Source organism: Flavobacterium cheongpyeongense (assembly GCF_003202435.1).
GTDB classification, from domain to species: Bacteria; Bacteroidota; Bacteroidia; order Flavobacteriales; family Flavobacteriaceae; genus Flavobacterium; species Flavobacterium cheongpyeongense.
In genome coordinates this window covers 129,443-144,633 of the sequence record NZ_QJHK01000003.1, presented here as the reverse complement: position 1 = coordinate 144,633, position 15,191 = coordinate 129,443, and the positions used below count along the sequence as shown (strand labels likewise).

Sequence of the window (15,191 nt, the reverse complement as noted above, 5' to 3'; positions counted from 1 at the left end):
AATTAAACCCTATTTTATTCCACAATGAACTATCAGGAAACAACAAACTGGATGTTTAACCAATTGCCGATGTATCAGCTTCAGGGAGCTTCTGCTTACAAAGAAGACTTAACCAACATTAAATTATTGGCATCGCATCTTGATAATCCTCAAGACAGGTTAAAATGCATTCACGTTGCCGGAACCAACGGAAAAGGATCGACTTCACATATGCTGGCTTCAGTTTTACAGGAATCCGGATACAAGGTTGGCTTATATACTTCGCCACATTTGAAAGATTTCAGGGAAAGAATCAGAATTAATGGCGTAGAAATCTCAGAAGATTTTGTTATTGCATTTATTGCAAAACATAAAACCTTCTTTGAGGCAAACAACATGAGTTTTTTCGAAATGTCGGTGGGTCTGGCTTTTGATTATTTTGCATCTGAAAAAGTGGATATTGCCATTATAGAAGTTGGACTTGGCGGAAGACTTGATGCAACGAATATCATTACGCCTTTGGTTTCGGTAATTACCAACATCGGTTTAGACCATACCCAGTTTTTAGGAAATACACTGGAAGCTATTGCGGGAGAAAAATCCGGAATTATCAAACCGAATGTCCCGGTTGTTATTGGCGAATATACTCCGGAAACACAGCCTGTTTTTTTAGCTAAAGCCGAAGAAAAAAAGGCACCGATTTATTTTGCATCCGATTTAATTACGGAAGTTTTTCCTTCTGATTTAATAGGTGCTTATCAGTTTCATAATAAAAAAACCGTTCAGCAGACGATTGCAGTTTTAAATGGTCAAAAAGAATTTAAGGTTTCGGATGAAAATTTGAAAAACGGTTTATATAACGTTTCTAAAAACACAGGCCTGCAGGGAAGATGGCAGCAATTGGGTAAAAATCCTAAAATTATTTGCGACACGGCACACAACAAACATGGTTTGACAGTTGTAATGAATCAGATTCAGACAGAAATTTTTGAGAATCTGCACATTGTTTTGGGAGTTGTAAACGATAAAGACCTGGATTCAATTTTACCTCTTTTTCCTAAAAAAGCGCACTATTATTTCTGCAAGCCAGATTCATTACGTGGTTTACCAACCGAAATACTGCAGGAAGCGGCTAAAAAACATGGTTTAATTGGCGAAAAATACGATTCTGTCGAAAATGCTTTTACTGCCGCAAAGGAAAATGCCGGACAAAATGATTTTATTTATGTTGGCGGAAGCACATTTGTTGTAGCTGAATTGCCATTAGGTTAAATGAAACTAAATTTTCATCTAAAAAAATCAAAAAAATCACTTTTATAACAAATTCAATTCCAGCAAAATATAAGTTTCAGCGTAAATTATTTGGAATTTTTAAGCAATTTCTTTGGAGAACTGAAAAACTAACGTATATTTGCACTCGCAATAACGAAAGACATTGCAACCCGAAAGGGCGATTAGCTCAGCTGGTTCAGAGCACCTCGTTTACACCGAGGGGGTCGGGGGTTCGAACCCCTCATCGCCCACTTAAAGAGACGTTCAGATTTGGACGTCTCTTTTTTTTATCAACTCAATGTGTTGATTTACAATAAGTTAAATCCAATAACATCTACTTTAAAAAGTGTTCGATTTTTTTTTGAATTTTTATCAATTAAAATATTTTAGCATCAAATCTTACTGTATATAAGCGTTGCGTGTTCAAAATCTCCCTGACCATTCATTCACCTCATCCGCCTGCTGTATCATCTTTCTTGAAAGAACTTGCCAACAGATATAGAAAATCCAAAATAATAGCCGCCTCGTCTTCATTAACTTTTATACCTCTTTGTCTTAATAATTTTATGGCCTTCCCGACAGAAACCTTTCTGCTTGAAAAAGGCTTCACAATTCTATCATTACTCTTTTGCATAAACTTGAGAATTAGCTTGTTTTACATCTGAATCTATGGCATTACAAATTACTATCTTTTTAATAGCCCGATCGATTTGCAGCGGGTTAAAATCCCTCCTTTGTATGTTTATTGACGAAGGAGAAAACAGGCTCGCAATGTGCCTTTTGCCTACAAAGTCCAGTGCGCTGTAGCACTGGAAAATATTGTTCCCGCTATCTGACCAAATACTTTTATTGCTGGAATCATATCCATTCAGTTTCTGTAGGAGATGTTGCAATCTGCCATTCAAATTATGAATATTTTCAGTATACTCCTTTTTGATAGACCTGAAATCCTCAAAGTCTATTTTCTCGGCAAGCAAGTGCCTTCTGGCTTTTGATATCAACTCTTCAAATTGAGAAATCTCAGTAAGGACAGCTTTTTTTTCATCCAGGCATTGCCTTCTGGCAGAGAAGATATTTTCATCTTCAAGCACCAAACTGAAAAGCTCGTATACGGACGGCGAAAGGCTTATCCTCTTTAACTGGCTTTCATACAAGGCCTCCAGAATGTCAGCCCTATATCTGCCCTTGCATCTCGAAGTAGAGCAATGGTAATATCTGTATTTTGACAATTTTCCCTGTGATATACTGCCTGTAAACCTACATCCGCAAAATGGGCAGTCTGTAAATCCCCTCAGAGGGAATAAAAGCTTTCTGCAAAATTTTGCTTCTTTCTGTTTACGCCTGCCCGTAAGCTGTATTTGGACTTTCCTGAAGAGATCTTCGGATATGATTGGTTCATGTATAGCCTTTACAAATTGGATTTCTTCATCCTTCGTGGCTCTGACCACTATTATTCCGCAATAAATGGGATTTCGAAGTATCTTCCAAAAATTGTTATTGCTGCATTGAAGCCCTTTTTGACATGCCATTGTCCTAACTTGCCTAATGGAAAATGTGCCTTTTGCAAACTGTTCAAAAGCCCATCTAATTAAATCTGCCTCCGGAAACTTCGGTACTATAATCTTCCTGCCTTCTTGTGTTGACTGGTTACTATATCCCATCGGGGCCTTTCCGGGCCACCTTCCCATTTTCCGGGATCTTCGCATGCCATCCGAAGTATTCCTGCCCCTTCTGCTGTTCTCTGCTTCTGGTATTGAAAGGTAAACCGCAAGCATCACTATGCTTTCGGGTACATCGAAATCAATTGGCTGATCGATTGCCCTAGCTTTAGTGTTAAGTCCTCTCAATATCCCCAGCATCTGGTAGGCATATTCAATGTTTCTGCTGAATCGATCCCATTTTATAAATAGTATGCTATCTGGAGGGCTTTTCTTGTTCTTCTTTAATGCATTGATAATTTTCTTCCACTCTGGACGATTAAAATCCTTGGCTGAAAAATCCTCCCTGAATATACCCCTGACTGCAATTTGGTTCTGCTCGCAGTACCTTAACAACCTATCCTCCTGCTCAGGAAGGGAATAGCCTTTTCTTTTCTGCTCGTCAGTACTTACCCTGACATATAAATACGCTGATTTCATAGTATTCAAATTTGATAATTTTCATGTTAAATTACCAAGTTTGATGAAATTAATGATTCTGCTTATGAATTATTGACCTTATTGATATGACCCCAACCCAAGCATGCGCTGAAAATCTATAAAAAGATGCCGTATTCTGCCGCAATGGCATCTATTTCTCATTAGTATCAAAAAGCGCAATGTCTATAATAACTGCCATCGCTTTATGTAATTATACACTGCAAAGCCTTGGGTACTTACTCAAGGTTAATAAAGAATTACAAATTAAAATTCAAAATGACGAACTTGGAAAAGTAAGGTATCTTCTTATCTCAGAGTTAATAGAAGCTATTACCGAAATTATAAAAAGAATTGAGTAACAGCAACGTCCCATAACCACCGCTAACCAAAACTGCCGAGTTTTCGTTAGCATGATGTTTCGATTTCACGAAGGGGCATTATCTTGGGAGAGAGAACAAGCAATCAGTTGGGATTGAAGTTTCCATAAAAAATTATATAGTTGGCTCCAAACTAGGAAAATAATCTATAATGTTTCGTTTATCAACTCTCAAATTGTCTAGCATATTAAAGCAAAAACGACTAACACTACTCTTTTCTTCATATGTAAGTGTGTTAGAAATTACATTATTTGAATTTGCTGTATCAACAATTCTGATGAATTCAATATTTCGTGCAATAAAATAAATTACATTGGTTAAATCTTTCTCAATTTTATTTGTAATTGGTTTTGATTCAAAAGATTTTTTAGCTAACCATTCTAAAAAAATAGATTTAATTTTTAAATTATTTTCAACCTTCCAAATTTTAAGTAATCTTACAATTCTTTGCTCTCTATAATTTAACTTTAGAGACAACATTTGCTTTTCATGATTTGTCTTTTTATACGTTGATTTTTCAAAAAAACCAATTTTATTGACAAATAACTGAACGTCATTTTTTCCATTTTCAATTAAACGAGTTGGAATTATATCTATTCTTTTAACCTCGTTTTCGAGTTGAATTCCGATTCCAATAGAATGTTTTTGTTCTCTTATTTCTTTAATTTCTTTGATTTTTAATTCGTCAAAGATATAATCAGAAATAGTATCATATACACTAGCAATAGAGCCAAAATCTTTTTTAAAACAAAGTTGAATATCTACATCAGAGCCATAAATAGATGTGCCCTTAACAACTGAACCAGTAATTTTAGGCTTCAACGCCAACTCCGATTTAAATTTGGACTGAAAGTTTGATTTTAATTGTTCTGCTTTGTTCAAAAGTAAGGTATTGTCATCTTTGTAATGATTCAATGTTTTATGGAGATAATTTGGGACACTATTAAATTCCAAAAGGACTTTATTCATCTTATTATCACGTATAGCACCTAAAATTAATCCTCCTGTTCCGCCAACTAAGGCACCTTTACCTGCGGCAACAAAAAGTTGACTCCAATCAAATTCGCTGTTTGGGTCATTACTGTTGAGTTGTTTAAATGCATTAATAATTGCATTTCCTATTCCGAATACTAAAGCCCCATTTTGAGCATATTTCTTTCCTTTATTCATACTTATATCTTTTCATCAATTTCAAATCCAACAGCCTTTGCATAAGCATTCAAGTCTATGGCTGCTACTGTTCCAATAGACTGTTGCAAATATCTTGTGAGTTGAAGAAAAAAAGTGACTAAGGAATTTTCCTTTTCACTAAACGTTGTGCTACTAAAAGTCCTTTCAAGGTAGTAATTTGTTATACGTTCCTCGAAATTTGTGTTTGATATATTTTCCTCACCATCATAATTTACATAAAAGCTCCCATAATCTACTGCACATCCCATTTCAATACTTTGCAATCCTGTTAAATTTTTTAAATGTGATTCAATCGTATTATTATTCTTTGAATAGGTATTAGTACTAGCTAATATACCTCCAACAATTTTTGTCAGTGCTCGAGGATTTTGAGGTATTCCAGCATTAATTATGCCGACTGATGTTCTCTTTAATTTCCTTACACTTTCAATTTTCTTTCCGGCGTATTCAAAAAAATTATCACCAGCCGCATTACCCTGAAAATCAGGCTTAACTTCAAAAACTGCATATACACCTTCAGCGGGAATATAATGAATGCCATTTTGGGTAAAAACGAAAGGCGTATATTGCTGATCATAAATCACTAAGTCTAATTGATGACTTAAACTTCCTGTACTATCAATTACTATTGCTTTGTCAACACAATATCTATTAGGTAAATATTTTCTCAGCCATTCTATCCAAACGTTTTCTAAAGAATCTCCTTTTGATCCAGGATGCAAAATAAATTCTCTATTAGTATTTAATTGCGCAACCATTTGATTTTGCAATCCAGCAAATAAGTCACTTATATTTATTTTATTACTCATATCTATATAATTTATTTTTAAATTGAACATAAAAACCAAGTTCAACCTTGGGCTTATCATAACCTATAATCAGCATTAAAGGATTTTTAATTGAAACCTCAGGGTGATTAGCAATTGAATTAATGGCATTGATATCAGTACTGCTGGGGATTGGTAAATTATTTGGATGAGTATGCCACTCACCTAGATAATATTTCTTGGGTTCCTCAGCATAAAATTGCTTTAATTTATCATCAATACCTATCGTATCCCTTTCAAATAAGTAGGGTGTTCCTTTAAATTTATTTGGCAAAATTGTGTTGGTTATTATTAAATGAGTCTGCGTCTCTGAATAATTGCCAATTAAAAAGCCGCCAAATTCATTCGGATAATGTTTTATTCCAATATCTATTAAACTGCATAATAAATCATCTTCGATTTCCAGTGTTAAACCTAATTCATTAATTCTATACATCAAAACTCATCTAATTTTATTGAAAATACATCGCTCTCGTTCGTTTTTAAGACAAAGTTTCTCAAGTTCTTATTGCTATCACTTAATTTTATGTTGATATGCTTAATGGCAAATTGGACCAATGTGTTAATATCATTATATGAAGCCTTGAAAGTTGGACTCCAACATCCGGTTGGGTTATGTAAATTTTCCATCTCATTCTCCAGAACATTTTCATATTGATTCATTACCCAATTATAACTCTTTGGTTCAACTGAGCAAACAAGGTCTTTAGCATTATTAGTTATTGATAATGTTATCAGTCGATTAAGTTCTAATTTACTTAAAATGTATAGCAAATCATTATCCGTAGAACAATCTATTATAATATCATAATGAAGCAGTTTTTTTTGCAATTCAGTATTAGTACTGTTCAATCCTTGTGCTATTTTTGAATCAACATGAAACAATATTGGATTAATTATTCCGACTTCAACAAAAGGAGATATTAAGAACAATTCATTTGATAAATCATCTACTTTATTACAAATTCCTGACAAAAATGAGTATTCTGATCTACATACATTTTCAGGCTCTTTAATATCATAATCAACTACATCAATGCTTGTACAGCCACATCTTGTCAATGTCTTGGCAACCATACTACCTATTGCGCCTATCCCAATAATAAGTATTTTGCTTTTAGTAATATTTTCGGTTAATCTACCTCTGCCAAAGAAATAATCATAAGAACAATTTTTAGTGATACCCCATACAATATCTTCATCAATAAATCCACCTTTCCATACTTTGTCTTCTTTATAAGACTCAATTGGAAATTTTCCGATTTCTAAAATAGCAACCTGCCAATGTATTTCTTTATCTGATACCCTATAACCTATTAAAAAAGGAATTGGTTTTCCATTCAGTTTCAAATTGGTTTTCTGTACACTATAGAGGAAATTATGAAGATTTTGATTAACTAAACCCTCTAGATCTTCCCAATTGCTTATTATAAATTTACCCATCTTAGCAGGAGGATTATCTAAAAAAACATATATACCAAGGTCTTTGTTGGATAATTGTTTTATAGCACTACTCCATTTACACTCTGTAACCTTTTTACTTGAAGAATCTCTGAATTCTTGAATAATATTATTAAAAATAACCTTTTCATGATACAGTCCGTTATTTATTTTTGAAAACTCGAAAAAACCAAATTGCTGATTGCTGAAAATATGGTCGACTTCAGTAAACAAAAAAGAAAAATGATTGCCCTTAAATTCTTTAGGCTGTAAAATCAAATGTTCATAATGCTTGTCATTATCTTTATTTAAGTAATATTTCCAGATCCATCTTTTTAGTGAATTAATATCGATCTCAATTTTTTTCTTTAAATCAGTCTGGTGAGAAGTGTGTCTGCATATAGATCCATCTCCCATCACATGACCATATTCTAAATAATCGCTGTTGGAAAAAGTAATAGATTCTGTATCCATTCTTTTTAATGGGTACTCAGGATAAATCTTAACATCAAAAAACAAGCAATCGTCTGTTGACTCAACTGGAACTTTAATTTTTCCAACTATATTAAATTCTAAATCTGAACTAAATGAGGTCTCAATTGAAATCCCATTTAGTTCAGAAAAAATTTGCTGGATTGTATTTAGTCTTTTGTCTATCATTTAACCGAATCTTTCATTTTTTGGTGGATTAGAATAGAATCCGTTTCCTTTGTTTTCGTATTTGTTGTCACTTTCTTCTTCCTCAAGAAATTTTGAATTTTCAGGGAAATACGTTTTGATATTTTCATCGTTATCCTCAATTCTTTCAAGCATATTCTTCATATCATCAGACAGAGTCTGTCTCTCTGTTGTCGTTAAAGTATCGATTAAATCATTAGAACCATTTCCTGGATCTTTCAATGTAAAACTTTCGCCGGTAACTTCGTCACGGATATATTGCAATACGGTTTCTAGCTTACCCCATAAATTCCCCGACACATCTTTATTGTCAAAAGCTTTAATTGTAATCAATTCTAAAAAGAAGGATTTCGCAGGGTTATTATACTTGGTATTCTTCCAGACTTTAAGCAGACGAATGACCTTTCTAATGGAATCTTTTTCTTTGGTTGCTCTATCTTTAATATTCTTTATTTGAGCTTGTACATTGGTTTTGATTCTCTCACTGCCTTGGTCAAAGTTTCCATATTTATAGTAAACATAAAGATTAAGGTTTTCATCATCCTTGTATTGGTCTTGATTTAGTTCCCGCCCCGGCACCACATCGATTTTGACAATATCCCCGTCTTCATCGGCAAAAAACTCAATCCCAATAGAAACTTTTTGCTTTCTGACATTTGCGTCATCTTTATATTTCTCATATAAAAAATCAAAAACATCTTCATACATCTGCTTTAATGTGCCATTAGAACCAAATGCATTTCTTTTAAAAGGGCATACCATATCAAAATCAAATTTGGTATTCATAGCAGTATTTTTTGCATAGGAACCAGAATTAAAAGGAGAGTAAATATTACTTTCATACTTCTGCTCTAAAGCCTCTTTAACTTCCTTGTTTTTGTCTTTGTGCTTATTTAAAAGCTGCTCCTCTTTGGTAATTTGATGCGTTTTAATTACCGAATCTAAATGTAAACTCTTATCCATATTTATAATTATTTAATTGCTTTCATTGATATTAAATTGTCTAAATTATCCTTTGTTGTAGCATTTGCATCGCTCCTTAAATATTCCTTTCCATGGCTTTGCACATATGTTACTTTAGATTTGATACTAAAGCCAGGATAATCCCATACTACAGTCTTAATAATATTACCTTTTTTTAGTAATGCTATGGTATCTCCCTCTGAAGTTTTAACGCCCATGCTGAAGGAATCTCCATCATTTACCGGATGCAACATTACATGTGTAATATTGTCACTCGAATCTTTCCAAACACCAGATATTAAATAGTTTGCTGACTTGCTCATAATTTATTTTTTAAGTTAAACCTCTCGTATACATTGTAATGCTATATAAATTTCATAAATTGCCATTGCTATGGAAATTTTTTCTAAAATTTAAGCATTACTATATAAATGAAGTCAGATAATAGAAAAGTTGCAACTTTTGATGAGAAATGCAGAGCACTTCAGGAGGTGTATACTTCGGAATTTTATGCTATTCTTTTCAAACACGCTATCATAAGGCTTAAGACTGTTTTTGGAATCAAATACAATCATCAAAAGGGGTTTAGAGGTATTATGATTGAAGACATGATTAATGATACAATCGAAGCCTTTTTAAGAGAAGGGGGGCGGAACTGGTATCTTGATAAGTTTCCTGATTTCCGAAAGCAGATAATAAGTGCATTAGATAGTGTCATTTCAAACACATTAAACGCTGAGCTTGATAAAGCAAATGAAACATTTGAAATTATGGATAATGATGTCGAAATGTCTTTTGACGATTCCGATTACCAATCATTATTATCTATATGCCATGATGAATTAACAGCTATGGGAGCGACAGATGATGAATTATTATTGTTTGAACCATATATAATTAATGGTATGAAACGAAACGATTTGTCAGAGTTATTAGGTATCGGGATCGATGAACTGACAAATATTAAAAAGCGATTAGATCGCAAGTTACCATTTATAAAAGAAAAATTGAAAGTGTTGAATTATGAAAAATAACTTCATCAAAAAGATAGACGAGGCAATTATCTCCCAAATTATTGACGGAGATTCTAGTACCTATGATGAAATTCTTAAAGAGGAAGGTTTCGATATTAATGATATTGAAAATTATGCTCTTAAAAATTTCCGTAAACATTCATTTCTCTTAAAAGGTTATATTAATAAGCAGAGAGACAACGATTTATTAGAAAAAGCTTCTGCATTACTACAAAGTGCAATCGAGAAAAATATTGACAAACCAATTAGTTATTTAAAATCTTTAATTGCAAATAATCAATTTCAGGTACAATATAGAAATTTAGATAATCTAGGAATTGATGAGATTAAAGAAATTATTAAAGATCAAAATTTATTAGAACTACTGGAACAATTGGAAAATGATCAGAAATAGTAGAGGTTCAAATAGAGCTAAAGCGCTATTGAAAGAAATTGGCTTCGATGAAATTACTGATATTCCTTTGGATATTTTTGTTGCCGGACTTGGAGCAACATTAATAGAAGAAAAATTGCCAAGTTCGGACGGTAAAATTATCAGAGGTAATTCCAAAACATTAATAAAAGTAAACTCCAATATTCAGTTTGAAGAGAGAAAAAGGTTTACTGTCGCCCATGAAATCGGACATTTTTTACTACATGACAAACTAGATTTAGAAATTCACGATGAAACACCCAATACACTAAACTGGTTTAATAATGCAGAGCAGCAAGCAAAAAAAGGAATTCAGGAATGGGAAGCTAACGATTTTGCATCAGAGCTTTTAATGCCGGAAGATATAATACGGAAAGCTGCATTTAAAAAAAAATTCTCTCCAGATTTAGTAAAAGAATTATCAGAAAGATTCAAAACCAGTTTAACCTCAATTATTTATAGATTATTATCATTAAATATCTATCCCTTATTTGTTGTTTTTATTAATAATGGTCAAGTTAAATATTGGAGTAAGTCAGATGGTTATTGGATAAAGATTAAAGAAATTACTAAATTATCTCCTCCTGAAGATTCTGTTGCTCAGGAATATATTGATGCTAAATATGATTTTTTATATTCAGGAAAAGATAAAGCGCAATCAATATATAAATCTACATGGTTCGAATTAAAAGATGATGAGGATGATAGCGATTTTTTCGAATATTGTATTCCCTATAAGCAACTTAAAACTATAATAAGTGTAGTTTGGGAAGAATAAAGCATATTATTGTTTCTAATCTTTTGTACAATTAAATCTAAATATTACAAATTGTTTATTGGAATACACTTGTTCAAAACTAGATTGATATGATGCATAAAATGACTTTTATAAATCTTGAGAAACTTATATAAAATAAATGACTATATACGAAAATGAACCAAAAACATGGAAAGATTTACAAAACAAAGTTGCGGAGATTTTAACTGTATGTGGCTATCTGTGTGAAACAGAAAAAGACATAATTACGGTGAGGGAAAAAGTTAATGTTGATGTGTATGCAGAAATAAGCAACCAAGTGTCTAGAAGCGTAATTATTTGTGAATGTAAATTCTGGAAAAAAAAAGTTCCAAAACATGTTGTGCACTCCTTTCGTACAGTTATAAATGACTATGGAGCCAATTATGGACTTATAATTTCAAAGATGGGCTTTCAGAGTGGGGCATTTAATGCAATTAAAAACACCAATGTTCAATTAGTCAATTGGCCTGAATTTGAAAATACCTTCAGGGCAGAATGGATCAGAAAAAAATTAATTGCCATTTCCAAGACGACAAAACCTTTATATGATTATGTTGGTGTCGGTTTTATGGTGTTCTTTAAAGAACAACTTTCAAAACTTTCTCAAGATGAACTTGAAAAATATCACTACTTGACGGAAAAATATTTTAACCCCGTTTTTGCCTCAGCAAATATTGATTACAAAAATGAAGAGACCAAAGAATTTGACATAGAAATGTTTGATAATTTTCTCCCTCATTATATGAGAGAATTAAATATTAATTTTTGTACTTCATATGAAAATTATTTTCTTCATTTAGAAAAAATCTGTACCGAAGGATTGGTCGAATTTGACAAATTATTTAAAGAAGAATTACGTCGATAAAATTAAAATTTCACTAACAATGGAAGCCGAAAGTTGTTATTTTTACACGCAAAGAGCTCATCCGGCGAAATTTTAGCTTTAATTGTATTTACGTGCATCTAAATAATGATCTAATGGAAAAAATTATACCTTACATTTTAGAAGTTGCTGTTATCATTTTCTCTTTATCTGTATTTTATATATTTAAAATTTACTGGCCTAAATATTTCGAATCCAAAGCAACAAATCAAGCAACGAAGGAAGATATTGGAGAAATAACTGAAATTATAGAACATATAAAATCTGATTTATTGCAACAAAATGAATTTTTAAAAGCTCACCTTTTACTTACTAATCAGCATCAATTAGATATAAAATCAGCTGAGCGAGAAGCAATATTTGATTTCAACAAACGAAAATCTGTTTGGATATATTCTTTAATTAGATTTTCATTTTTTAAATATGATCTAGAAAATTATAGAGAAATCAATAGGCTGACTTATTTAGAATATCAAGAAAGACAATATGAATATGACTTGGCTGCTGCACATCTTACACTATTTATGCATGATAATGAGTTTACTGCTTTAAAAGAAGAACTCATTGCTGAAGTAATTGAATTACATAAAATCGTATCAAGTACTACTTATTCTCTTTTTGACGCATTTATAAAAGCTGAAATGCGCTTAGTTATTGAAAAGAATAATCCTTCCGAACAATCAAAAATCAGGTATGAAATGATTGAAGAACTTTTATCGATTCAAAACAAATACAAAGAAACAACAGAAAATCAATTTGAAAAGGTTGAGGCTCTAGATATTCAAATGAGAGATTTGCTTTGTAATCGGTTGAAAATTCTTGAGACAGCAACTACAGGTAACCTCAATCGCAAAGATTCCGATAACTAGAAGTTTATAATTTCACCAAGAAAGTTTATCTTCGGCAGGAAAACTCAGTTCGTTTTAATCCCTGACTGACGGTTACAATCGAAACGTTAGCAGTTATTTACTTCATATTGTCGAAAAACGTCAAATTGGTATTAAGTCTTGGATTTCTGTCCCTGATACTCCACAGAAAGACAAACAACGCGATCGGATCCAATGGCGTTGTTTTTTTTTGTTAACATACTTCATAAATTACTTAGCTTAATTTTTATTGTTTCAAAAACAGATCTCAATTTATTAAAAACATCAATTGTAGTATTCAGTTTTGTGTACTATTGTAAAAACTTGTGCTTGATTACGTAGCGCATAAGCACCCATGATTAAGGTAGATCACTTAAAAGAGCAAACATATATAAATTAATCACAAGCATTGTGGAAATCCGTAAATATCAACGGTTACTTTGTTATATCTTGGCAGAAATAACTATCTATTTCTGAGTTACAAATATGTAAAACGTATATCTCAGTCAATTTAAAACTATATCAATATGATAAAAATTATCGAAATAGAAAACATAAAAGGAATTCATCGTAAAACTTTTAATCTTGACATTTTTCCAAATAAACCTAGTTTACTTGTCGCGCCTAATGGATTTGGAAAAAGTTCTCTAGCTACCGCTTTCAAATCAATGAACAATAGAAGAATAATATTGCAAGATGATGACTGTTATCAATGCAATACCGCTAACCTTCCTCGAATTAGATTACAATACCAAAAGCCCGACAATTCTATCGTCAATGTCGAAGCGACTAATACAACAAATTCGATAAGTACTGAATTCGATTATTTTGTAATTAATAATAACACGAAACCACGTGGAATCGGATCAATCTATGGTAGGGCAACTGCTAGTTTAGAAATAAAAGATATTGTTTTGATTGATCGTATACCGGATAGAATTAGATTTGATTATTCTTATCGTGATTTACAGGAGAGATTTGGATCTAATTCTAAAGTTTTACCGAATGCTACAGCTGCATTATCAAATCTTACTTTGATGCAAAAAATCAGTGAACTATATCAATTTTTGCAACGTGCAAATGGAAACAGAATTAACGCACAGACTAATGCTGTCATTGACCAAATAAATTTACAAACTGGCTCTACGCAAATATTAACCGATTGGATAAGAGATAATCAGCTACAGGAACTAAAACAAATTGATTACTTAAATAATTTAGGTGACCTTATTCATAGTTTTGACTTAGGTTATAACTCAGAGTCAAAAAGTTATCTCGTAGCTATTCAATTAATCTGGATGTTTAATCAGAATCCCGATTCTTTCAAAAATGCTTGCGTATTTAACAACTATCGATTAGACAAACAAGAATTTGATACAACTTTAGCAGATTTTAATAGTACATGGCAAAATATTCGAGCCAGCGAAACGGGAGGGAAATTGATTGTAAAATTTCCTCCAGCTGTAAGTATATCTAATGGTCAGCGAGATATTTTAACTTTTATTGCTATGCTATTTAAAGCTAAAAGAGAATTGAAAAAGGAAGCAAATATTTTGATAATTGATGAAGTATTCGATTATCTTGATGATGCCAATTTAACAGCCGCACAATATTATATAACCAATCTTATAAAAGAATATTCTTCACGAGGAAAAAGATTATATCCACTTATCTTAACACACTTAAATCCACAGTATTTTAAAAATTTTGCTTTTAGCAATCAAAAGGTTTACTTTTTAGATGCATCAACAGTTCAGGTTAATCCGAGTATGACTACATTGTTGCGCAATAGAGAACATGTGTCAATTCAGAACGATGTTTCAAAATACCTACTTCATTACGATCCTAGTGTAATTAATAAACGTGCCGAGTTTCGAGCATTAGGAATTCGTGAACTTTGGGGAGAAGCAAACAACTTTAACCAATACTTGACAGACCAAGCTCAAAACTATTTAAACAATCAACCATACGACCCATTTGCAGTTTGCGGTGCTGTTCGCGTACGAATCGAGGAAATAGCTTATAATAAACTTCAAAGTCAGCAAGCAAGGGATACATTTTTGGCAATTCATAAAACGAGAAGCAAACTTGAAAAAGCAGAGGAAATGGGTGTAGTTTCTCCAGAATCACATTATTTACTTGGAGTAATTTATAATGAGGGCATGCATTGGAAAGATCATCAAGATAATGTTTCACCAATTGCAGCTAAACTTGAAAACCTTGTTATTAAAAAACTCATTCGGGATGTATTGGTTTAACTACTATGTCAGCGTCTAACCGCCACTAAGTCGAAATTGCCGAGATTTAGGTAGTCGGAAGTTGCTTTTCACGA

Annotated in this window: 15 protein-coding genes and 1 tRNA gene; 8 read left to right on the top strand and 8 right to left on the bottom strand. The window is 32.4% G+C overall.

Annotation, left to right across the window (positions count from 1 at the left end):
- The first annotated feature begins 24 nt into the window (after positions 1-24).
- On the top strand, positions 25-1,251 hold the full coding sequence (locus DMB65_RS04660) for a bifunctional folylpolyglutamate synthase/dihydrofolate synthase (protein ID WP_110305513.1): 1,227 nt from the start codon (positions 25-27) through the stop codon (positions 1,249-1,251).
- 176 nt (positions 1,252-1,427) lie between these two features.
- Positions 1,428-1,502 (top strand) — tRNA-Val (locus DMB65_RS04655).
- A 200-nt stretch (positions 1,503-1,702) separates the two neighbouring features.
- On the opposite strand, the gene DMB65_RS04650 is transcribed toward DMB65_RS04655, so the two are convergent.
- The 8 genes from DMB65_RS04650 to DMB65_RS04610 all read right to left on the bottom strand — a co-directional run bounded on the left by DMB65_RS04650 (position 1,703) and on the right by DMB65_RS04610 (position 9,188).
- Complete coding sequence (locus tag DMB65_RS04650; protein ID WP_110305512.1) at positions 1,703-1,885, bottom strand: hypothetical protein; 183 nt, start codon at positions 1,883-1,885, stop codon at positions 1,703-1,705.
- Positions 1,872-3,389 carry a recombinase family protein gene (locus DMB65_RS04645; RefSeq protein WP_110305511.1) on the bottom strand — a complete coding sequence of 506 codons (1,518 nt, stop codon included), beginning with the start codon at positions 3,387-3,389 and terminating at the stop codon, positions 1,872-1,874. The genes DMB65_RS04650 and DMB65_RS04645 overlap by 14 nt, the downstream gene beginning before the upstream one ends.
- A 491-nt stretch (positions 3,390-3,880) precedes the next feature.
- A complete protein-coding gene (locus tag DMB65_RS04635; RefSeq protein ID WP_110305509.1) occupies positions 3,881-4,936 on the bottom strand; it encodes a nucleotidyltransferase family protein in 1,056 nt (351 codons plus the stop codon).
- A gap of 2 nt (positions 4,937-4,938) precedes the next feature.
- Complete coding sequence (locus DMB65_RS04630) at positions 4,939-5,766, bottom strand: DUF6602 domain-containing protein (RefSeq protein ID WP_110305702.1); 828 nt, start codon at positions 5,764-5,766, stop codon at positions 4,939-4,941.
- The gene (locus DMB65_RS04625; protein WP_230470607.1) at positions 5,759-6,220 is read right to left on the bottom strand and encodes a Mov34/MPN/PAD-1 family protein; all 462 of its coding nucleotides are present in this window, start codon (positions 6,218-6,220) and stop codon (positions 5,759-5,761) included. Before DMB65_RS04625 ends, DMB65_RS04630 begins: the two co-directional genes overlap by 8 nt.
- A complete protein-coding gene (locus DMB65_RS04620) occupies positions 6,220-7,884 on the bottom strand; it encodes a ThiF family adenylyltransferase (RefSeq protein ID WP_110305507.1) in 1,665 nt (554 codons plus the stop codon). Before DMB65_RS04620 ends, DMB65_RS04625 begins: the two co-directional genes overlap by 1 nt.
- On the bottom strand, positions 7,885-8,865 hold the full coding sequence (locus tag DMB65_RS04615) for a nucleotidyltransferase family protein (protein ID WP_110305506.1): 981 nt from the start codon (positions 8,863-8,865) through the stop codon (positions 7,885-7,887).
- Positions 8,866-8,873: 8 nt separating this feature from the next.
- Positions 8,874-9,188: a DUF3892 domain-containing protein gene (locus tag DMB65_RS04610; protein ID WP_110305505.1), complete on the bottom strand. Its 315-nt coding sequence runs from the start codon at positions 9,186-9,188 to the stop codon at positions 8,874-8,876.
- A 108-nt stretch (positions 9,189-9,296) separates the two neighbouring features.
- On the opposite strand from DMB65_RS04610, the gene DMB65_RS04605 reads away from it, so the two are divergent.
- From DMB65_RS04605 to DMB65_RS04580, 6 genes are all read left to right on the top strand, one after another.
- The gene (locus tag DMB65_RS04605) at positions 9,297-9,899 is read left to right on the top strand and encodes a hypothetical protein (RefSeq protein WP_110305504.1); all 603 of its coding nucleotides are present in this window, start codon (positions 9,297-9,299) and stop codon (positions 9,897-9,899) included.
- Positions 9,889-10,293 (top strand): hypothetical protein, encoded by a 405-nt coding sequence (locus DMB65_RS04600; protein WP_089478281.1) that lies wholly within the window; start codon positions 9,889-9,891, stop codon positions 10,291-10,293. The genes DMB65_RS04605 and DMB65_RS04600 overlap by 11 nt, the downstream gene beginning before the upstream one ends.
- Positions 10,280-11,089 carry an ImmA/IrrE family metallo-endopeptidase gene (locus DMB65_RS04595; protein WP_110305503.1) on the top strand — a complete coding sequence of 270 codons (810 nt, stop codon included), beginning with the start codon at positions 10,280-10,282 and terminating at the stop codon, positions 11,087-11,089. The genes DMB65_RS04600 and DMB65_RS04595 overlap by 14 nt, the downstream gene beginning before the upstream one ends.
- Before the next feature lie 139 nt (positions 11,090-11,228).
- Entirely contained in the window at positions 11,229-11,975 is a 747-nt protein-coding gene (locus tag DMB65_RS04590; RefSeq protein WP_110305502.1) for a restriction endonuclease, read from the top strand.
- A 113-nt stretch (positions 11,976-12,088) separates the two neighbouring features.
- Positions 12,089-12,862, top strand: coding sequence for a hypothetical protein (locus DMB65_RS04585; protein WP_110305501.1), 774 nt, complete (start codon positions 12,089-12,091; stop codon positions 12,860-12,862).
- 524 nt (positions 12,863-13,386) lie between these two features.
- Complete coding sequence (locus tag DMB65_RS04580) at positions 13,387-15,117, top strand: hypothetical protein (protein WP_110305500.1); 1,731 nt, start codon at positions 13,387-13,389, stop codon at positions 15,115-15,117.
- The last annotated feature ends 74 nt before the right edge of the window (positions 15,118-15,191 follow it).